Source organism: Bacillus sp. S3, from assembly GCF_005154805.1.
Taxonomy (GTDB): Bacteria; Bacillota; Bacilli; order Bacillales; family Cytobacillaceae; genus Neobacillus.
Genome location: NZ_CP039727.1, coordinates 1567877 through 1587736, shown reverse-complemented (window position 1 = coordinate 1587736; position 19860 = coordinate 1567877). Strand labels below are relative to the sequence as shown.

Here is a 19860-nt window from a genome sequence, read left to right as displayed (position 1 = left end):
CCAAATAATTTCCCTGAGCTTAAAGTAAAATAATATAAGCATTTAACATAGTCTAATACATGTTAGTCTGCTGCAATTATTGTTTAATCCACCACTCATTTGGACGGTTCATACCAGCAACAGTGAATGTAACTCCTTGTACACGTTTGCTGACAGCCATTGTTTCTTCAAGCTCAGCAATTGGTAATGCAGGAAGTTCCTTCATGAAAAGTTTTTGCCATTGTACATATAGATCCTTACGTTTGTCGGCATCTGTTCCAACAACGCTCATATCAACTGCTTGATCAAGCAATTTATCACTGTCGGCATTTACCCAGCGTGGATAGTTCCACAGTGCTTTAGAGCTCCAAAGTGGTGTTGGATCCGGATCGGTACCAGTAGACCACCCGCCGAAGAAGACTTCCATCGATTTATCTGCTTTTTCAAGCATATCGTAGTAAAGGTTTGCATCTGTCATTGTAAGCTTTGATTTTAATCCTACTTCTTCCCAATATTGAGTCAATGCTTTTGCACGTGATTCAAATGTTGGGTTTTGAGTCGCATAGTGGCTGAAGTTTACCACAAATTTCTTACCATCCGGATCTTCACGGAAGCCATCTCCGTCAACATCTTTGTAGCCAGCTTCATCTAATAATTTCTTTGCTTTTTCTGGATCATATTTGAATTGCTCTAGATCTTTATTGTCTGCTGCAATCCAGTGGTTTGTAGGTACTGGACGGTTTACAGGTTTACCAACGCCAAAGAAGAACGCCTTTACCCACTCTTCACGATTGATTGCATAGTACATTGCTTCACGTAATTTAACATTTTGATATTTTGACTCATTCATAATGTTTTGGCTGCCATCCCATGTTCCTAATCTGAAACCAACATAGTAATAGCTTAGGCCTGGATATGTTACTGCTTCAACATTATCAAGTGCTTTAACTTCATCAATAATACTTGGGTGGAAAGAAGTCATATCAAGTGTGCCATTTTTAAGTTCCCCAACAGATAGAGATGGGTCGATTACTTTTAACACAACTTTTTCGATATGCGGTTTACCGCCGAAGTAATCGTCGAAACGATCCATTTCAACTGATTCTCCTGGAACAATTTTTGTTACTTTAAATGGCCCTAAACCAACAGGCTTTGTACGTACTTGTTCAGATGACATCATATCTTTAACAGCCATATCTTTGAATTCTGTGCGATTCATTGGGTATGTCCATAGGTTTTCTAAGTTGTTTACACGTGCTTTATCAAAAGTAATTTGGATGTGGTAATCATCAACTACTTTAATACCGGAGATTTCTGTTGCTTTACCATCATGGTAATCTTGTGCACCTTCAATTTTATTTACGTTTTCAAAACGCGGGCCTTCATAGTCCTTATCAGCAACTACTTTTAATGCAAATTCCCAGTCTTTAACTGACAGTTCGTCCCCATTATGCCATTTAACACCTTTTTTGATTTCAAAATCATACACCTTATTGTCTTCTGTTTTCCAAGAAGCGATATGCGGCTGTGCTTGCAACTTTTCATCAAACTTAATTAGGTTTTCATCAAAGAAATCCATTACATACGCATCAGTTGCAGTTCCATAGAAGGAAAAGTTAAATTTACCTTCCGGTGCCGAATCCAGTGCATATACTAATGTTCCGCCATCTTGCGGTTGACCTGCTGTTTCACCGGTCTTATTGCCTTCTTTTTCCTTTTCCTTTGTACCAGCTTTTTCTCCTCCGCCGCTGCAAGCCGCTAAAAATGCAGATAGAACTAACATTAATGCCGCTAACATAAGCATACTTCGTTTCTTCATTTTGTTCCCCCCTATTAGATTTTTAATTTCCTTTTTATTAGTAAAGGTGGCAAGCTACTCGATGAGATGGCTTCACCTCCTTTAATACCGGTTTTGTTTTAGAACATTCCTCCATTGCCATTGGACAGCGAGGATGGAATGGGCATCCTGATGGAGGATTGATGGGACTTGGCACGTCTCCTTTTAAAATAATTCTTTCCTTCTTGATTCTTGGGTCTGGAGATGGAATGGCAGATATTAGTGCCTGGGTATATGGATGGAGAGGTTCTGCATAAAGGAGATCCTTATTTGCAATCTCTACCATGTTACCTAGGTACATAACACCAATTCGATCACTCATATGTTTAACAACACTTAAGTCATGCGCGATAAATAGGAATGTTAAATCAAATTCCTTTTGCAAATCTTTTAACAGGTTTAAAACCTGTGATTGCACGGATACATCCAGTGCAGAAACCGGCTCGTCGGCGATTATCAATTTTGGTTTGAGCGCAAGGGAACGGGCAATTCCGATTCTTTGACGCTGTCCGCCGGAAAATTCATGTGCATACTTATAATAAGCTTCGGGCGGCAGACCTACTTTATCCAATAAATCCAGAACCTCTTTTTTTAATTCTTCTTTACTCTTTTTTGAAAAATTATAAATGGGTTCCGCGATAATATCTCCAACCATTTGCATCGGGTTCAAGGAAGCATACGGATCTTGAAAAACCATTTGCATATCTTTTCGAATATCACGCAATGATTTACCTGAAATCCTGGTAATATCTTTTCCATCAAACAGAATTCTGCCTTCGGTTGGTTTCAATAATCGTAAGATTGTCCGGCCGGCAGTTGATTTGCCGCAGCCGGATTCACCAACAAGTCCAAGTGTTTCTCCTCGCTTAATCTCAAATGAAATGTTATCGACCGCTTTAACATTCCCAATTGTCCGTTTAAAAAAACCACCTTTAACAGGATAATAGGTTTTAAGGTTTTGAATCTCTAAAAGATTTTCAGCTTGAAAGGAAGCGCTTTCTTTATTTTTATGTACTGATACTGAAGTCATCACTTCACCCCTTCTCTTGGATTACTAGATTCAAAGAGCAAACAGGCAACCTCATGGCCTTGTTCAACATCTTCGAGAACGGGGGTAATTGTAAAGCATTCAGGCATTGCACTTGGACAACGGTTGGCAAATCGACAGCCAGCCTTTGGCATATTCGTTAATGATGGAACAATTCCTTTGATTGAACTTAAGCGTTCTTCCTGTTCTTCCATTTTAGGAATTGCGCCTAATAGAAGTGTGGTATATGGGTGTTTAGGATTATGAAACAATGTATCGACATCGGTTCGTTCAACAATCTTTCCTGCATACATTACGATCACTTCATCACACATTTCCGCAACTACACCTAAATCATGTGTAATAAGAATGACCGACATATCATTTACCTCTTGAATCTCTTTTAAAAGTTCCAAGATTTGTGCCTGAACAGTAACATCGAGAGCTGTTGTCGGCTCATCCGCAATTAACAATTTAGGCTGGCAGGCAATTGCGATCGCTATCATAACTCTTTGGCGCATACCACCTGATAATTGATGCGGATATTCATCAACAATCTTTTCAGGCCGGGAAATTCCAACACTTTTTAATAAGGCAATCGCCTTCTGCCTAGCTTCTTGTTTAGATATTTTTAAATGGTTAAAAAGAACCTCTTGCAACTGGTATCCGATGGTAAATACCGGATTCAGTGAGGTCATTGGCTCTTGGAAGATCATTGAAACATCCTTCCCACGGATTTTATTAATTTGGGATTCGGACATCTTCTCAATATTTATTCCATCAAATATAATTTCGCCTGACTTTACTTTGCCAATTCCTTTAGGCAGCAGCTGCATAATCGAAAGGCTCATAACTGATTTTCCACAGCCGGATTCACCTACAACTCCAACTATTTGCCGTGGCTTTACCTTAAATGAAACATTATCAACGGCATTATAATCCGTTCCATCAATATCAAAGGCTGTCTCTAAATTTTTCACCTCGAGCAGCGGTGCCTCTTTGAGTAATGGCTTTTTTTGGCTCATAGTACACCTTCTTACTTTTTGAATTATTCTGCTAATTCGTTATATTTAAATAGAATTCTATTACAGAATTGTTACAATTGCAAGACTTTTTTACATAATTGGTAATTTCAGTTTTTTTAAAAATAAAAAAAGCCTTTTATACCAGGCTTTTTCTGTTAGTGTAATTCTTTCCTATTCGATATATTTGGCGGCAGGATTGGAAAAAGATAGTTTCGTAGAATAATTATGACTTTTGTAGTATTGCCGAATAACATTATACCCAGCTGCATAGCCGAGCAATTTTGGTACTGCCCTGCCGCCATATAATAGTTCATCGTGTCCTCTTTCATTCTTTTTCGTCTGCAGCTGATGTTGTAAATATCTTTCCCAAAACCTTGCTAGTTCCTTTTCTGTATACATATGACACCAATTAGCTAGGTATTCCCGGCCGCAATGTTTGAATACTGCATACTCTGCCAGCCCCTCAATGATAATAGAGTCCAGTAACGTATAGTCTTCCATTTTTTTATTTAACATTCTCAATCTGCAGACATGGTGATATTCATGAACAAATAATGCTTCTATTTCCTTTGGGTCTTCGTGCTCCGATAGAAAAAGAAACATTTTATCTGGAAAGGAAACACCCGCCTTGCTTTTTTCCTCTTTTATAAAAAAACCACCCGTCTGGGCTAACGGAAAGAGAAAGACTGGCACATCCGGCCCATTCCATTTTGGTTTATATTTTCGAAATAGCATTTCAACTTGATTCCATGCTTTTTTTTCCACCATCTTGTTATAATTGTTTTTGGAGGAACGTGAAGGCCGGTACATTCCAAAGTTCACTAATTGATTATAAATTTCTTTCACTTGCTGCCCTTTAAAATAAGGAAGAAGCTTTTCACAGATTTTAAGCGGACGATCAAACTCCTTTTGCAGCCATTCATCTGTTCGAATGATCCCCATTATCTCACCCCATTAACTCAAGTTCTCCCTCTGGTCATTTTATGAATTTTTAGAGAAGAAGTTCTTAATTTAATGGTTTCTTTATAGAAAAGCGCAAGCGCCCTGGTCAGCGGCGTATGGCCTGGAGCACTCCAACTGAGATAAAGGAAACACGAAAAGCCGGAGGCGGTTCGATGTTGACTTATCGTAGGGCGGAGAGCGAAGGACACTAGCCGCTAGGGTGCTGGAGCTGGACATTTCTCAAGGTCAGAATTTTATTATTTCTTATATCTCATAATAAAAAAACGGCCAGGACATCTGCCAGGCCGTTTTCGAATTCTATTCGTATTTTTTAAAGACGATGGTAGCATTATGACCGCCAAAACCAAGCGAGTTGCTCATAGCTGCCTTAATTTCTTTCGAACGTGCTGTATTAACAACATAATCCAAGTCGCACTCTGGATCCGGTGTTTCATAATTAATGGTCGGTGGCAGCATACTGTCTCTAATCGCCAGCACGGTAAAGATAGCTTCAACACCGCCCGCTGCACCAAGTAGATGACCGGTCATGGATTTGGTTGAGCTCATGGCCAGCTTATATGCATGCTCTCCAAATACTTCTTTAACAGCAAGTGTTTCAAACTTATCGTTATATTCGGTACTAGTACCGTGAGCATTCAAGTAATCAATTTCTTCCGGATTTAGTCCGGCATCGTTAATTGCCATTTTCATTGCTCGTGCACCGCCTTCGCCACCAGGTGCAGGTGCAGTAATATGATATGCATCACCTGTTGCACCGTAACCAACGATTTCTGCATAGATTTTCGCACCGCGGGCCAATGCGTGCTCTAATTCCTCCAAGACAACAATTCCTGCCCCTTCACCAATGACAAATCCATCACGGTTTTTATCAAAAGGTCTGCTTGCAGATTGCGGATCTGGATTTGTGGAAAGAGCCGTATTGGCACAGAAGCCCGCAACAGACATTCTTGTAATTGGTGCTTCTGCCCCGCCGGATACCATTACATCTGCATCACCACGCTGGATTACTTTAAAAGCATCTCCTATCGAATTCGTACCGGTCGCACAAGCGGTAACCGTACAGGAATTAAATCCTCTTGCTCCTAGTGTAATCGAAACTTGACCTGTAGCCATATCAGGAATTAACATCGGTACAAAGAATGGGGAAACACGCTTATAGCCCCGTTTTTGGAATATCTCAAATTGTTGTTCAAATGTTTCCATTCCACCAATTCCGGACCCAATCCAGACTCCGACACGATGAGAATTATCTTCATTAATTGTTAAATCGGCATCCTTAACCGCCATAATTGCGCTTGCTACAGCAAATTGGGTGAAACGGTCCATTTTACGGGCATCTTTTTTTTCCATAAAATTTTCCGGATTAAAGTCTTTTACTTCTGCCGCTACTTTTGCAGGATATTCATCAGCATTCACTCGTGTCATCGGCCCAACGCCTGATTTTCCTTCCAATATCCCTTTCCAAGTAGTATCCGCATCGTTTCCGATTGGTGTCACCGCTCCGATGCCTGTTACTACAACCCTACGTTTTTCCATTTCTACATCTCCTTTTCTACACTAACTGTTCCCTATATGATTTCTCTTTATTTGCCCCAGCGAATGGCGATTGCGCCCCATGTTAATCCGCCGCCAAAGCCGACCATAACAATTAAGTCATCATCTTTGATTTTTCCTGCTTCCAATTCTTCAACAATAGAAATAGGGATCGATGCTGATGATGTATTGCCATATTTATTAACAGTTTTTGACATTTTTTCTTCAGGAAGTTCTAATCGCTGTCTTGAAGCCTCCATGATGCGAATATTGGCTTGGTGCGGGATAAGAAAATCAACATCCTCTTTCGTTAAACCTGCCTTCTCTAGAACATGGACACAGCTCTCACCCATCTGCCTTACAGCAAACTTGAAAACCTCCCTGCCATTCATAATGATATATTCGTCCTGATAAAGGTGTTTTGCACCTGTACCGTCAGCACCGAGTTCAAAGGAAAGGATTCCCCGGTTATCTGAAACTTGACCGATAATAGCTGCCCCCGCACCATCACCAAATAATACAGCGGTATTACGGTCATTCCAGTCGGTAATTTTCGAAAGTTTTTCAACTCCAACTACTAGTACGTACTTATAGGCTTCGGACTCAATAAATTGTTTAGCAGTGATAATTCCATACATAAAGCCGGCACAAGCTGCACTGACATCCATGGCAGCTGCCTTTTTCGCTCCTAATCGTTCTTGAATCCGGCAGGCAACGGATGGAAACGGTGAATCGGGTGTGACCGTTGCTACTAAGATTAAATCAATCTCTTCCGCGGTAATCCCAGCAGCTTGTATGGCTTCTTGAGCAGCAGCAAACGCCATGTCTGACGTATTAACATCATCTGCAGCAATTCTTCGTTCTTCAATCCCTGTTCTCGTACGAATCCATTCATCAGAGGTATCCATTACTTTTTCTAAATCATGATTAGTTACAATTTTTTCAGGTAAATACCTGCCCATTCCGATAATTCCAGCTCTCAAAGGTTCCAACTCCTTTAATTTCTCTAACTTGCTTCTTTATTCACCAAGATTTAATATCAATTATTATGACTTGGTACTAATGTTATCAAATAAATCCTATTTTAAGCAACTATTTCTTCGTTTTTATCCTCCGCTAATGTACATTCCTTTTATTCATTTAAACATATTCTAATTTAAGTGATCCTTTCAGAAAGGAGGCGCCTATGGAATGGAAGATAGGGAGCAACAGGAGCTAGAGTGGAATGACCCTGAGGAAAAAGAAGATTTAGGGGAGCTTGAACAGGATCGGTTCACCAGTTTTATGTTTGGTCATAGAAGAGAACACAATCCGCATCATCAAACAAATCATCATCGGCAAGAACATACTCATAACCAATCCACAATTAATTATGAAGAGCTAATGATGAATATCGATACTCTAATGGAATCTGTCCGAGGACTAAAACCCTTATTTCATAAAATTTATCCATTTGTCGAACAACTTTGGAAAAAGAAATAAGCTGCCGTTAGGAGCAGCTTATTTCCTCATTTCTAATTCAGTTAACGCATCTTCTCTGCCAAGCTCATAGGCTTCATGCATTACTTTTGTAAACAGGTTCATAAATGGCTCAATTAATTCCATTGATAATTCAACCCCAGATTGGTCTAATTGGGTTTTCGCTTCAGGCAGGTATTTCATCGCAATCTGCATAAATTGTAATGTCTTATCTTGATTATTCATATGTACTCCTTTTAAAAAATTATTTGGGTAATTTTCCTGTTTCTTTATATTGTTCAATTTTCAGATTCATTTTTCCTATAAAGTCTTTTGAAACTAACGGGCTAAATTTACCTAGAGAAATGACATTGTCTTGAAAATCAAATGAAAGATTACCTGCTTTTAACTTCCCCTCGTTATATTGTTCAGCAACCTTTTCATATAATGTATCGACCTGTTGAATAGTGCTTGTTAATACAGTTGATTCCCCAAGGTCAGACTGGTCTGAAACATAGCCAATCACATAGGATCCCTGTTCCTTCACCTGTTCAATAACAGGAACATTAAAACCATCCCCGGCAGGGTATACAACATCGACACCTTGTTTCAACATTTGATTGGCTAGTTGAGTAGCCTTTTTTTCATCATCCCAATTTCCGACGTATTCTATACTTACATGTGTTTGATTATTTTCAGCCATCGCACCTTGATAAAAACCTTCAATTTCAGGCTGCCATTCATATGCTGCTAAAACTCCTACTTTATTAGTTTTAGACATATGAGCCGCAACCATGCCGCCAAAAAAGCCCATCGCATGTGCCTTAAAGTTCAGGCTTGTTGTGTTTGGGTTCTTTGCATCGCCATTAAAACTGACAAAGTGAATTTTAGGATAGTCTTCCGAAATATTATTAAAGTATTCTGCATACTCTGAACCATGTCCAAAGATCAGATTGACCCCTTTTTGCTCAAATTCCTTCACTGCTCGTTCAACAACAGCCTGTGAATTCATTCCTTCTTTATAAAATACATCCACATTAAATTTGGATTGTATTTTTAACATTCCCTTATAGCCTTTTGTTCCCCATACTTGGTCATTTACTGTTTCAGGAACTAACAAGCCAACCTTCTGTAAATTGCCTGTCGTCTTTGTTTCCCCGCAAGCCCCAAGTAAAAGAAGACATAAAAGAATGATTCCCAACCGGTTAAACATTCTACGCACTCCTTTATTACCGCAGCCACTTCCATCACATGTTTCTATCTAAGATTACTTTTTTTAAAAATTGAATCAAAAGCGAAGAAAACGTCTGGTTCCTTTTATTCTACCCTTTGAACAAATAATTGAAAAGACAAATTTCGTGCACTACTACTTTCCCATGATTCAGTTTGTCTAATTAACTCATTATTTAGCATCCGTTTTGAAATACACGTTGGACATGGTCTATCTGTTTTGTGATGGAATCCGCAAATGGTGTTACGTTTTTAACAGGGAGCTTAACAATTTGATGATCCAATTGCAACGGTTCATTACGGCTGATGTCCATTAATTTCTCATCTATTTGGAGAAAAGCGGCACAATTAGCCCAATAATTATTCTTCCCGCTTTCAACAATAAAACGCCCGGAATTCTCAGTTTCAACTGTGTTAATAATGGTATTAATTGCATCATCAATATACAGAACATCACCCGTCCATTCTCTTTCATCTTTTCTGATTTCTGCCTTTTGAAAGGTAGAAAGGATAGCCTGGTGATACAGAAATGTCTGTGGCTGCCAAGGACCGTAAATAGCTGGTACATAAAACCATTGAACCTTCTTTGCTAATCCCTTTATTTTTTCTATGAAAGTTCCGATGGCCTCTATACTGTTAGCTCTAAGCAGTTGAATAGGAAGTATGAATACAATTTCCGTATTGTCTTTATTGCTCTCCATATATTGGATGATTGATTTTGCCACTTGATCGTGCTGCAAAATTTTTTCATTCCTCAGCATATATAAATCGTAAATAGGAAATAGAATGACTGTTTCAGCCTTCTCTTCTTCCCGTCTGTTTGCCCACTTAGACAAAGGGTTTTCGCTAAAGTTCGCATTTCTTCCCACCTCAAACCTTTTTTCCTCGAGTAATGGACTTTTTTCTTGTTCATCTAGTTGAACACCGATCACTTCGATTCCTTTATTCAGGAGCGTTTTACATGCGTGAAAACTAACAAAATTGTATATTCCAAAAATAATAGCCTTGTCCATTAAAATTTTCCTCCCCAAACTCGCCTTAATGAATCCTATGCCATTCATTAAGGAATTATTTCTATTTGAGGAGGAACCAGACTTACAGTTCAGTTTCATGGCTGTTCAAAAACTTGATGAAAATTTTTCCAAGCTGTGGTTTTTTTTCTGGAAGAATAAAAGTAGGATTAATTTCAGGAGATTTGATAATTTGTTGGTATAATTTCGATTGGTTATATGATTTTCCACCGGCTAGGACATGAATGATCTTAACGGGACATCCAGACTCCATGTTTACGAATTCCTCCATGCTGTTTATGGCCCCTTCAATCCATGTTTGTTCCGTATTATGTGCTGCAGTTAATTCTCTCAGTAATTTTTTATAAAAAAATTTATGTTCCTTTTCTTGTTCAAGGTGATGCTTTAAGGAAAGAATAGGATTAAGCAGGATTACCGACCTGATGCTTCCCTTCATTTTCTCCATTAACCTGACCGCGACCAGCGCTCCCATACCTTCCGCCAAAATATGAATTTTATTATTTAGGATTTCGCTGCGAATCACATGCTGATACAACCTTTGAGCAAGTTCAACAGCTTTATCGCTCCCCCAATTTCGCCCATAAAGATTTGAGGAAAAAATGGTGTACCCTGCATCTTTTAATTCATCAATGATGGCTAGCTTTCCTTCGTTTTGTGTCCAAAAGCATTTGCTCTCGTCCACAAAATGCCTTTCATCTCCAATGATTAAGATCCCAAATCCTGTTGGCTTTTCGGGGTAATGAATGATATTCCATTGGGTATCCATCTGAAAATTGCGATTTTCCATTGCTAAATCTCCTTTTACATATTTCCTCAACATATTGTATGTCATTTCACAAAAGATGAAAGGGAGTTTGCCCATTTTTCCGAATGACTTGAAAAGTTATTTCAGAAATTGATTTTATCTATATTTTTTTTACCGCGTATGGTAGTATTAACATTGATGAAAAATAAGTAAGAGGTGAAAAATAGTGCGATTTTTTTGGACCTTCTTCTGGTCATTTCTATTAGTGCAAATGCTTACATATGTTGTTAGTTCTATGACTCCAGGTGCAAAATTTGAATTTATGCCAGGCGTTATTGTATCTCTTGGTGTTACTGTTTTGATTTTCATTGCTGCTTCTGTTATTCCAAGAGAGCCTGTAAAGAATCATTAAAATAGGAGAAAAGGTCTTCCAAGTTATTGGACGACCTTTTTCTTTCTTATTTTACCTGAACCACCACTTCCCCATCTTTTATCATGATCTCCACTGTTGATTGATCATGTACCCTGCCTGCTATGATTTCACGTGCAAGCTTTGTTTCAATATTTCTTTGGATATACCGTTTCAGCGGTCTTGCACCGTAGATCGGATCAAAGCCATTTACCGCAATGAATTCTTTCGCATCCTCGCTAATTGAAATATCGATTTGCTGTTGTTTCAACCGATTTTGCAGTTCCTTCATCATTTTCACAACAATATTTTTTATTTCTCCTAATGACAATGACTTAAATAGGATGATTTCATCAATCCGATTTAAAAATTCCGGACGGAAATGGCCTCTTAGCTGAGTCATAACTTTTTCTCTTGCTTCCTCTGAAATTTCAATCTCATTTTCACTTCGTTCAAGTAAGAATTGTGATCCAATATTGGAAGTCATAATAATTACTGTGTTTTTAAAGTCGACTACACGGCCTTGTGAATCTGTTATTCGTCCATCATCCAATGCCTGTAAAAGAATGTTGAACACTTCAGGATGAGCCTTCTCAATTTCGTCCATTAAGATAACGGAATATGGTCGTCTTCTAACAGCTTCCGTCAGCTGCCCTCCTTCTTCATAACCAACATATCCAGGAGGTGCGCCAATAAGCCTTGAAACCGCATGTTTTTCCATATATTCAGACATATCTATTCGAATTATATGTTCTGCGCTGTCAAATAACGACTCTGCTAATGCCTTTGCCAGCTCCGTTTTCCCAACACCCGTCGGCCCTAAAAATAAAAATGATCCAATTGGCCGGTTTGGATCTTTTATCCCGGCACGTGCGCGAAGAACAGCATCTGCAACAAGATTCACCGCTTCGTCTTGCCCAATGACTCTTTCATGTAAAATGGATTCTAATTTTAAAAGTTTTTCTCTCTCCCCTTCAACCAGTTTAGAGAGAGGTATTCCTGTCCATCTTGAAACAATATTTGAAATTTCTTCGCCGGTAACTTCCTCTCTAAGCAGCCGTTCGTCCTTTTCCGCCCCATTTTCTAATTGTTTAAGTTCTTTTTCTGCCAGCGGAATTTGACCATGCCTTAGTTCTGCTGCACGGTTTAAATCATATTGATCTTCAGCCTGCTGCAGCTCCCGGCGAAGCTTTTCTAACTGCTCTCTTTTTTCCTGGACTTTCTGTATTCCTTGTTTCTCTTGCAGCCATTTTGCCTTCATCGCATTCGCCTGTTCTTTTAAATCGGCAAGTTCCTTTATAAGTGCTTCGAGCCGTACTTTACTGCCTTCATCGCTCTCCTTACGTAATGCCGCCTCTTCAATTTCCAACTGCATCACCCTGCGAGTCACCTCATCAAGTTCCGTTGGCATCGAATCAATTTCAGTGCGAATCAAGGCACATGCTTCGTCAACAAGATCAATCGCTTTATCGGGCAAAAATCGATCAGTAATATAGCGATCTGATAACGTAGCTGCTGCCACGAGCGCATGATCGTGAATCTTAACACCATGATGGACTTCAAATCTTTCTTTTAAGCCCCTTAATATGGAGATGGTATCCTCTACATTCGGTTCTTGGACAAGTACCTGTTGAAATCTGCGTTCAAGTGCCGGATCCTTTTCAATATACTTTCTGTGCTCATCAAGTGTAGTTGCTCCGATACAATGAAGCTCACCGCGTGCCAGCATCGGTTTCAACATATTGCCGGCATCCATCGCACCTTCCGTTTTTCCGGCTCCTACAATGGTATGAATTTCATCAATGAACAGTAAAATTTGCCCTTCACTTTTTTTAATCTCGTTTAAAACGGCCTTTAGTCGCTCTTCAAATTCACCCCTAAATTTAGCTCCGGCAATCAACGAACTCATATCGAGTGAAAAAATCGTTTTATCCTTTAAGCCCTCTGGAACATCCCTCCTCACAATCCTTTGTGCTAATCCTTCGACAATGGCGGTTTTTCCTACACCCGGTTCACCGATTAATACTGGATTGTTCTTTGTCTTTCTTGATAAAATCCGGATCACATTGCGAATTTCCGTATCCCTGCCGATGACTGGGTCCATTTTACCGGCTTTTACTTCGGCGACAAGATCTCTGCCGTACTTTTTAAGAGCTTCATATCCTGCTTCTGGATTTTGTGATGTCACTCTTTGGTTCCCCCTTATTTCTTTTATAGCATTTAAAACGGTTTCAGGTGTTTGCCCAAATGCTTGCAGAATCTTTTTCATTTCCGAATCATTTGTGTGGGCTGCGGCTAAGAGGAAGTGCTCAACTGAAATATATTCATCGGCGAATTTCGTGGCAAATTCTTCGGCGCTGACCAATAATTTTTGCAGCTTAGCCGTTATATACAGTTTTCCTTGTTCCACTCCTGAACCCGTAACTTGCGGTTTCTTTGACAAAGATTCCAACAGTTTTTTCTTCACTTGTTCTGACTGTAATCCAGCCTTTTCTATAATAGAAGTAATGAGACTGTCCTCTTGATTCATAAGAGATAAAAACAAATGAGATTCATCAATTTCTTGATGATTTTCTTTAACCGCTAAGGTCTGTGCCTCCATAATCCCTTTTTGTAAACGCTCCGTCATTCGGTTTAAGTCCACTTTATCGACACCCCTTCTGACCATTTTTGACCTTTTCTTTTATTATAAGACACTTTCTAAATAGAAGTAAAATTTTTCACATAGAAAAAGCCATCCGTTTGGATGACTTTCCATATTTACTAATTAAGGTTTTCTTTGATAAGTCCAAACCCTTTCATCATTTGATGTTTCGGGAAATGGATCCCCAGCTTTTAGCTTAATTTTTTTAGGGTTAAGCACATTATCACCCGTTTCACCAACTTCTATATACACACCATTATTTGGAGCCTTTTTTCCTGATTTAAACTGACGATTTTGTCCCACATTTTTCCCTCCTTCTCATCTACATTATTATTATTTCCATTTTAGGTTTGTCCATTATAGGAATTTCTTTCAAATTCCATCAGCAGTCGACATTATTTCCTAAGGAATATATCCCAATCCCATGTAACTACTTTTTGACGATTGTATGAACTTATTCCACATTTATTGCTAATTATTCTTAGTTAACAATATAATTATAGTAATATCCTGTAAATCAAACCTTTGCTGGCATTTATTTTTTAAAATTAATTCGAACCTTTAAGGTGGTTAGTCGTATGCAGATAGTAACAGAAATGCCCGTAACGTTGTCACACCTCTTTGATACGGTTCACCATATGAAAAAGATTGAAAAAGGGAGTTTTCTTTTTCAAGAAGGATCGCGAGCAGATGAATTATACATCGTACAAAGCGGGATTCTTCAAATTAGTAAGATTATTCCCGATGGAAGAGAGCTTACACTAAGAATGTGCTCCAAAGGAGACTTTGTCGGCGAATTAAATTTATTCTCCCCTTCTTCACGATATTTATTAAGTGCACGTGTTGTGGAGAGTGGTGAGGTGGCGGTAATCATGAAGGATGTTCTTGAGGAAAAACTTTCACAAAATCTCCCTCTTTCATTGGAATTCATTAAATGGATGAGTTTGCAATATCGTAAAACACAAACCAAGTTTCGCGATTTAGTTCTTCATGGAAAAAAGGGTGCATTATATTCAACCTTAATTCGAATAAGTAATAGCTATGGGGTTAAAACGAATAAGGGAATTTTAGTTGAGTTACCGTTAACGAATCAGGAGCTGGCGAACTTCTGCGGAACCTCTCGTGAAGTCGTAAATCGTCTGCTAAGTGATTTACGAAAAATAGGAATAATCTCCATTGATAAAGGGTCAATCACCATTCATGACTTGGATTATTTAAAACGTGAAATTGATTGTGAAGATTGTCCAATAGAAATTTGCAAGGTTGACTAAATAAAAAAAGTCGGTCATTACGACCGATTTTTTTATTTTAAGATCACTATTTGTATGGCAATGATGATGAAAAAGAGCACCGAATTAATTATTTCGTAAATACCAATTTGCTTTGGTGATAATTTCTTTCCATAAAAAAGAATTGCCCGAAGTAAACTCGGAATAAAACTAAGTGCTGCAATCCAATAGCCGGCCGCAATCCATGCAGCAACAAGCAGTAGATGGTAGGCCCAAGAAATCCATTTGAATTTCGTATTTTTCTTTTCCCTAATCATGGATTTGACGTAAAACGTACAGCCGATAAAAAATAGCACAGATGTTAAAAAGGGAAAAATAATGGTCTCAAATGAAACAGCACCTCTCCCTAAATAACTACCCGCTAAGCCGGCAATTGAAAAGGCAAAAACAGCGCTTAAATCGTTCATAAAAGCACGATCTTGATTTTTTGCGGTAAAGTAAGCATTAATAATAAAAAAAGGGATCATTAGCAGGCCAAAGAATACAATAGACGGCCTTTCCAATAGTGGTAGCAATAACAGCAATAAAGCCGGCACTAAATAGATTAGCGACCACTTTGTATAAAAAGTGAGCTTTTTCTTTTTAAACAATAGCAGCATTGGATATGTTGCCAAGTACAATAAAAGCCAGCCAACAAAAAATGGGATATGCCTCCAGAGGAATCCTCCATCTATTACCCCAAGCCAAAAAGGGATGATCAACATTGCCCAAGCACCATGTTGTTTCGGTAAAAATAATTTCATCGCTTTCACTCCTCATTCCTGCTTACCTATACTATAAATTAGGACAGTAGAAAAAAATGTGAAGAGCATCACATGATAAAGCAAAAAAGAAGGCATTCGCCTTCTCTTATTTGACAACTTTATTAACATTTATGGCCGATCTCATTAACAAAGTTTTTGATTTGTTGAACGGTCCAACTTATGACTGCTTCATCATCGATATGAAAGATCGGCACATCCAGTTTGGCTGAAATGATGTCCATCATTTCAGCCTCCCAGAATACCACGGCTTGAACATTGTTTACAATATCTAATAACGTTAAATCCTGTTTTTCTTTCATTAGAACAAGCTTTGGGTAATTTTCCTGCTTATATCCTTCGACTAAAATGACGTCTGTCTGAAAATAGTGCATCAACTCGATCTGTTCTTTTAAACTATATGCACATGGTTCTGCTTGAAGAATCAGCCTGCCATCTCCTTCAACAAGGGTGGCAATCGCTCCTGCTGACAAGTGTTTTGTTGTGTCTTTTTTTTCTGCAGCATCGGGCTTACCGCCATGTCCGTGATGTTTAATTGTCACCGTTGTTAATCGATTTGTTGACAGTTTTTCGATGAGCTTGGAAGTAAGGGTAGTTTTTCCGCTATTTTGATAACCAACCACTTGAAAAATAATCGGTTTTACCACGGCCACTCGCTTCCGGTCTGATCTTCAAGCATAAGCACCTCTACATCACAGCCTGCTGTAAAGCCTCTAGTTCCGCCTGGAAGAATCATTAACGAATTTGCACCAGCAAGGCTCATGATGATATTGGATTTGTCTAGACCACTTGGTGTTGTTTTGAGCCTGCCTTCCTCGATAAACGTGGAGCTGCGAACAAATCTTGTAAATGGATTCGCTTTTGGAAAGTCCACTTCAAGTAAGGCCTTTTCTTTCCTTAAATGGGGTTTTTCAGAAAATAACATTTTTCGAATAATTGGGCGGGCAAACAATTCAAAGCCAACATAACAAGCAGATGGATTACCAGAAAGACCGAACAAAATCTTCCCCTTATATCCGGCTACTGTCGTCACACTGCCTGGGCGCATTGCTACTTTATTGAAAAACACCTCGGCACCTAATTTTTCATAAATGGCAGGAAGATAATCAAAGTCCCCTACCGATACTCCGCCTGTTGTAATTAATAAATCAACTTCATTTAACCCTTCTAGTACAGCATCAAAGCATGTATCAAATTCATCGGGCAGTTTTCCAAAATATTTAACCACACCACCGGCTCTTTCGATTTGGGCGGCAATCATATGGGAATTACTGTTGCGAATTTTCCCCGGCACGAGTTCTTCTTCTACTTCTAAAAGTTCAGTACCAGTTGCAAACAAACCGACAATCGGTTTTTTCGCCACAGGGACATCCTTATAGCCGAAGGTAGCCAGCATGGCTTGGATACCCGGATTTACTAAAGTTCCCTTATTTACCAATACTTCTCCTTCTCTAGCATCTTCACCTATAAAGGAAACATTTTCTCCCTTGTTAAAGCTTCGTTTTATCGACATATAGGGCGTTTCGTCTTTTTCGTAGTCCTTTGCAACTTCAAACATGACGACAGCATCTGTTCCTTCTGGCATCATCGCCCCTGTCATAATTCTGACAGCCTGATTTTTGCCCACAACCTTTGTTGACACCGCTCCGGCACCAATGTGGTCAATCACTTCAAACTCGACTGGATGGGACTGTGAGGCCGAAAGGGTATCAATCGACCTGACAGCAAAACCATCATATGGTGCCCGATTAAAATGAGGCACATCACTTGTCGCGATCAAGTCCTCTGACAAAAAACGGCCAAAGCTTTCATTTATTGAAACATATTCCGTTATCCCATGTAATTGATGGGCCATAATTTTTTCAACTGCTTCCCCAATCGGAATCGGTTTTCTTCTCTCTAACAATTTCATCAGCTCCTGCCTTAAAACGTTTCATTTTTTTCAAATATGTACTAATAGTTTAGGGCTCCTATCCATTATAATCCTATTGAAAACTTGCTAACATATCAAATGTTACAAATTGAAGGAAAAAATGAAAAATCATAGTGGATGTGTGATGTAGGTCACCTAATTAAGATTCATTTTCAATTATGCTTAAGTCAGATACAAACATTTAAAAAATTTTAGGAGGAATGTATTATGACTTTCACCATTACCGAAAATTCATTAGTTAAAGATATTGTAAACGAATTGCCAAAAACAAGTGATGTGTTTAAAAAGAACCGGATTGACTTCTGCTGCGGCGGAAACATTCCATTATCACAAGCTGTAGATCAAAACGGACTTGATATGAACACATTAATGGAAGAATTAAACGTGGTTTTTGAAAAATACGAGAACACCGAAAAAGATGTAGAAGTATGGACTGATTCCGATTCCAATACAATTATTGATCACGTAATTAATAATTACCATCGTGTATCGGAAGAAGAATTAGCGATGCTTAGCCCCTATGTGACCAAAGTATCTCGTGTGCATGGCGATAACCACCCAGAGTTATTAAAAGTGAATGAGCTTTTTTATGAATTCAAAAAAGAATTAATTGAACATATGGAAAAGGAAGAAGCTGTCGTCTTCCCATTAATTAAACAGCTGGCAGACGGAACAGTTGAAAATCGCGAAGAAGCCATTGCCATGATTGTTGAACTTGAAAAGGAACATGACCATGCGGGTGAAATTTTGAGACAAATTCGTGAAGTAACATCTGACTTTGAGCTGCCATTGGATGCCTGTGGAACATACCGTTTAGTTTATGCCCGATTGGAAGCATTAGAAGGATTAACGTTCATGCATGTCCATCTAGAAAATAACATACTCTTCCCTCGCTATTTAGCATAATTAACAACAGCCCGCTTAGGTCAAAGCGGGCTGTGTTTTTTAACCACCAATATAGGACATTTCTATTTTTTTGCGATTTTTATTCGTTTCTTCTGTTCTTTCATCTGAATATCGATCGTCTCTGCCATTCCATATAGCAGTAATCCGATCAGCTATTTGCTCATCTGTTGCTCCATTTCTCATGAAGTTTCGAATATCATGGCCATTTCCATTAAATAAGCAGGTGAAAATCTGACCATTTGCAGACAGACGTGAACGTGTGCAGCTTGAACAGAATGACTCGGAAACAGAAGTAATAAAGCCGACATTCACATCAGCATCTTTATACTTATAAAGCTTTGCAACTTCCCCGAAATATGCCGGATCAACGGGCTGGAGTTCAAAATGCTCTTTTAATAAAAGATACATCTGCTTTTTAGTCACAACATCATCCATCTTCCAACCGTTTGTCGAGCCGACATCCATAAACTCGATATACCGAAGCTCTAAACCATGATTTTTGCAGTATTCGGCCATTGGGATAATCTCGGTATCATTTAGGCCTTTTTTTACAACCATATTGATTTTGACCCCAAGACCCGCTTGTTTAGCAGCCTCAATTCCCTCTAATACAGGTCCAGTACCAACACCGCGTCCATTAATTTGTCCAAACAGTTCATCGTTTAACGTATCGAGGCTGACATTTACCCGTTTGAGACCGGCAGCTTTTAACTCACCAGCCAATTTCGGCAGCAGAACGCCATTAGTTGTTAAGCCGATGTCACTTAATCCCTCAATCGCAGATAGTTTTTTGACAAGAATCGGCATATCCTTTCGAAGCAGCGGTTCTCCGCCTGTTAAGCGAATTTTTTCTACCCCTAAACGAACAAATATTTTTCCAAGACGTTCAATTTCTTCATATGTCAGCAAGGCGCTTCGGGGTAGAAATTCAAAATCGGGACCGAATTGATCAGCAGGCATACAGTATTGGCAGCGAAAATTACAGCGGTCGATGACCGAAATTCTTAAGTCACGCAATGGTCTATTTAATTTATCTTTAATAATGGTCTTTTCCATTTATATCAACTCCATTATTGTTAAAGAAGCAATT

The 19860-nt window shown here is 38.9% G+C and carries 20 protein-coding genes; 4 read left to right on the top strand and 16 right to left on the bottom strand.

Annotated features, from left to right (window positions below):
- Positions 1 to 76 precede the first annotated feature (76 nt).
- The 6 genes from opp4A to FAY30_RS07565 all read right to left on the bottom strand — a co-directional run bounded on the left by opp4A (position 77) and on the right by FAY30_RS07565 (position 7347).
- The gene (opp4A, locus tag FAY30_RS07590) at positions 77 to 1798 is read right to left on the bottom strand and encodes an oligopeptide ABC transporter substrate-binding protein (RefSeq protein WP_149869301.1); all 1722 of its coding nucleotides are present in this window, start codon (positions 1796 to 1798) and stop codon (positions 77 to 79) included.
- A gap of 37 nt (positions 1799 to 1835) precedes the next feature.
- Positions 1836 to 2846, bottom strand: a complete 1011-nt coding sequence (locus FAY30_RS07585) for an ABC transporter ATP-binding protein (protein WP_149869300.1) — start codon at positions 2844 to 2846, stop codon at positions 1836 to 1838.
- Positions 2846 to 3868, bottom strand: coding sequence for an ABC transporter ATP-binding protein (locus FAY30_RS07580; protein ID WP_149869299.1), 1023 nt, complete (start codon positions 3866 to 3868; stop codon positions 2846 to 2848). The genes FAY30_RS07585 and FAY30_RS07580 overlap by 1 nt, the downstream gene beginning before the upstream one ends.
- Before the next feature lie 171 nt (positions 3869 to 4039).
- Entirely contained in the window at positions 4040 to 4810 is a 771-nt protein-coding gene (locus FAY30_RS07575; protein ID WP_149869298.1) for a DUF2268 domain-containing putative Zn-dependent protease, read from the bottom strand.
- A 318-nt stretch (positions 4811 to 5128) separates the two neighbouring features.
- Positions 5129 to 6367, bottom strand: a complete 1239-nt coding sequence (gene fabF, locus FAY30_RS07570) for a beta-ketoacyl-ACP synthase II (protein WP_149869297.1) — start codon at positions 6365 to 6367, stop codon at positions 5129 to 5131.
- A gap of 47 nt (positions 6368 to 6414) precedes the next feature.
- Positions 6415 to 7347 (bottom strand): beta-ketoacyl-ACP synthase III, encoded by a 933-nt coding sequence (locus FAY30_RS07565; RefSeq protein WP_149869296.1) that lies wholly within the window; start codon positions 7345 to 7347, stop codon positions 6415 to 6417.
- Positions 7348 to 7555: 208 nt separating this feature from the next.
- Between FAY30_RS07565 and FAY30_RS07560 the strand changes: the two genes are divergently transcribed.
- Positions 7556 to 7846 (top strand): hypothetical protein, encoded by a 291-nt coding sequence (locus tag FAY30_RS07560; protein ID WP_149869295.1) that lies wholly within the window; start codon positions 7556 to 7558, stop codon positions 7844 to 7846.
- A gap of 18 nt (positions 7847 to 7864) precedes the next feature.
- On the opposite strand, the gene FAY30_RS07555 is transcribed toward FAY30_RS07560, so the two are convergent.
- The 4 genes from FAY30_RS07555 to FAY30_RS07540 form a co-directional block, all read right to left on the bottom strand.
- Positions 7865 to 8068, bottom strand: coding sequence for a ComZ family protein (locus FAY30_RS07555; RefSeq protein WP_149869294.1), 204 nt, complete (start codon positions 8066 to 8068; stop codon positions 7865 to 7867).
- A gap of 19 nt (positions 8069 to 8087) precedes the next feature.
- Entirely contained in the window at positions 8088 to 9035 is a 948-nt protein-coding gene (locus FAY30_RS07550) for a BMP family ABC transporter substrate-binding protein (RefSeq protein ID WP_149869293.1), read from the bottom strand.
- A 193-nt stretch (positions 9036 to 9228) separates the two neighbouring features.
- Complete coding sequence (locus tag FAY30_RS07545) at positions 9229 to 10065, bottom strand: hypothetical protein (protein WP_149869292.1); 837 nt, start codon at positions 10063 to 10065, stop codon at positions 9229 to 9231.
- An 82-nt stretch (positions 10066 to 10147) separates the two neighbouring features.
- Positions 10148 to 10870 carry an alpha/beta fold hydrolase gene (locus tag FAY30_RS07540; RefSeq protein WP_149869291.1) on the bottom strand — a complete coding sequence of 241 codons (723 nt, stop codon included), beginning with the start codon at positions 10868 to 10870 and terminating at the stop codon, positions 10148 to 10150.
- A 184-nt stretch (positions 10871 to 11054) separates the two neighbouring features.
- Here FAY30_RS07540 and FAY30_RS07535 point away from each other — a divergent pair, with 184 nt between their 5' ends.
- Positions 11055 to 11240 (top strand): YjzD family protein, encoded by a 186-nt coding sequence (locus FAY30_RS07535; protein WP_149869290.1) that lies wholly within the window; start codon positions 11055 to 11057, stop codon positions 11238 to 11240.
- A 46-nt stretch (positions 11241 to 11286) separates the two neighbouring features.
- Here the strand turns inward: FAY30_RS07535 and clpB are convergent, their stop codons facing one another.
- Together clpB and FAY30_RS07525 are read right to left on the bottom strand one after the other, a co-directional pair.
- Entirely contained in the window at positions 11287 to 13881 is a 2595-nt protein-coding gene (gene clpB, locus FAY30_RS07530) for an ATP-dependent chaperone ClpB (RefSeq protein ID WP_149869289.1), read from the bottom strand.
- Positions 13882 to 14004: 123 nt separating this feature from the next.
- Positions 14005 to 14184: a YjzC family protein gene (locus FAY30_RS07525; protein WP_149869288.1), complete on the bottom strand. Its 180-nt coding sequence runs from the start codon at positions 14182 to 14184 to the stop codon at positions 14005 to 14007.
- Between the two features lie 293 nt (positions 14185 to 14477).
- Between FAY30_RS07525 and FAY30_RS07520 the strand changes: the two genes are divergently transcribed.
- Entirely contained in the window at positions 14478 to 15152 is a 675-nt protein-coding gene (locus FAY30_RS07520) for a Crp/Fnr family transcriptional regulator (protein ID WP_149872632.1), read from the top strand.
- A gap of 32 nt (positions 15153 to 15184) precedes the next feature.
- Here FAY30_RS07520 and FAY30_RS07515 read toward each other — a convergent pair whose 3' ends face one another.
- From FAY30_RS07515 to glp, 3 genes are all read right to left on the bottom strand, one after another.
- On the bottom strand, positions 15185 to 15913 hold the full coding sequence (locus FAY30_RS07515) for a YwiC-like family protein (RefSeq protein WP_149869287.1): 729 nt from the start codon (positions 15911 to 15913) through the stop codon (positions 15185 to 15187).
- A 122-nt stretch (positions 15914 to 16035) separates the two neighbouring features.
- Complete coding sequence (gene mobB, locus FAY30_RS07510; RefSeq protein WP_223820920.1) at positions 16036 to 16578, bottom strand: molybdopterin-guanine dinucleotide biosynthesis protein B; 543 nt, start codon at positions 16576 to 16578, stop codon at positions 16036 to 16038.
- Complete coding sequence (glp, locus tag FAY30_RS07505) at positions 16572 to 17837, bottom strand: molybdopterin molybdotransferase MoeA (protein ID WP_149869285.1); 1266 nt, start codon at positions 17835 to 17837, stop codon at positions 16572 to 16574. The genes mobB and glp overlap by 7 nt, the downstream gene beginning before the upstream one ends.
- A 234-nt stretch (positions 17838 to 18071) precedes the next feature.
- On the opposite strand from glp, the gene ric reads away from it, so the two are divergent.
- Positions 18072 to 18770, top strand: coding sequence for an iron-sulfur cluster repair di-iron protein (ric, locus tag FAY30_RS07500; protein WP_149869284.1), 699 nt, complete (start codon positions 18072 to 18074; stop codon positions 18768 to 18770).
- 39 nt (positions 18771 to 18809) lie between these two features.
- On the opposite strand, the gene moaA is transcribed toward ric, so the two are convergent.
- On the bottom strand, positions 18810 to 19826 hold the full coding sequence (moaA, locus tag FAY30_RS07495; RefSeq protein ID WP_149869283.1) for a GTP 3',8-cyclase MoaA: 1017 nt from the start codon (positions 19824 to 19826) through the stop codon (positions 18810 to 18812).
- Positions 19827 to 19860 lie beyond the last annotated feature (34 nt).

What these genes read in the sequence shown, in the direction of transcription:
- opp4A (WP_149869301.1), bottom strand. Translation starts at nt 1,798, where the DNA reads ATGAAGAAACGAAGTATGCTTATGTTAGCGGCATTAATGTTAGTTCTA.
- FAY30_RS07585 (WP_149869300.1), bottom strand. Translation starts at nt 2,846, where the DNA reads ATGACTTCAGTATCAGTACATAAAAATAAAGAAAGCGCTTCCTTTCAA.
- FAY30_RS07580 (WP_149869299.1), bottom strand. Translation starts at nt 3,868, where the DNA reads ATGAGCCAAAAAAAGCCATTACTCAAAGAGGCACCGCTGCTCGAGGTG.
- FAY30_RS07575 (WP_149869298.1), bottom strand. Translation starts at nt 4,810, where the DNA reads ATGGGGATCATTCGAACAGATGAATGGCTGCAAAAGGAGTTTGATCGT.
- fabF (WP_149869297.1), bottom strand. Translation starts at nt 6,367, where the DNA reads ATGGAAAAACGTAGGGTTGTAGTAACAGGCATCGGAGCGGTGACACCA.
- FAY30_RS07560 (WP_149869295.1), top strand. Translation starts at nt 7,556, where the DNA reads ATGGAAGATAGGGAGCAACAGGAGCTAGAGTGGAATGACCCTGAGGAA.
- FAY30_RS07555 (WP_149869294.1), bottom strand. Translation starts at nt 8,068, where the DNA reads ATGAATAATCAAGATAAGACATTACAATTTATGCAGATTGCGATGAAA.
- FAY30_RS07550 (WP_149869293.1), bottom strand. Translation starts at nt 9,035, where the DNA reads ATGTTTAACCGGTTGGGAATCATTCTTTTATGTCTTCTTTTACTTGGG.
- FAY30_RS07545 (WP_149869292.1), bottom strand. Translation starts at nt 10,065, where the DNA reads ATGGACAAGGCTATTATTTTTGGAATATACAATTTTGTTAGTTTTCAC.
- FAY30_RS07540 (WP_149869291.1), bottom strand. Translation starts at nt 10,870, where the DNA reads ATGGAAAATCGCAATTTTCAGATGGATACCCAATGGAATATCATTCAT.
- FAY30_RS07520 (WP_149872632.1), top strand. Translation starts at nt 14,478, where the DNA reads ATGCCCGTAACGTTGTCACACCTCTTTGATACGGTTCACCATATGAAA.
- FAY30_RS07515 (WP_149869287.1), bottom strand. Translation starts at nt 15,913, where the DNA reads ATGAAATTATTTTTACCGAAACAACATGGTGCTTGGGCAATGTTGATC.
- ric (WP_149869284.1), top strand. Translation starts at nt 18,072, where the DNA reads ATGACTTTCACCATTACCGAAAATTCATTAGTTAAAGATATTGTAAAC.
- moaA (WP_149869283.1), bottom strand. Translation starts at nt 19,826, where the DNA reads ATGGAAAAGACCATTATTAAAGATAAATTAAATAGACCATTGCGTGAC.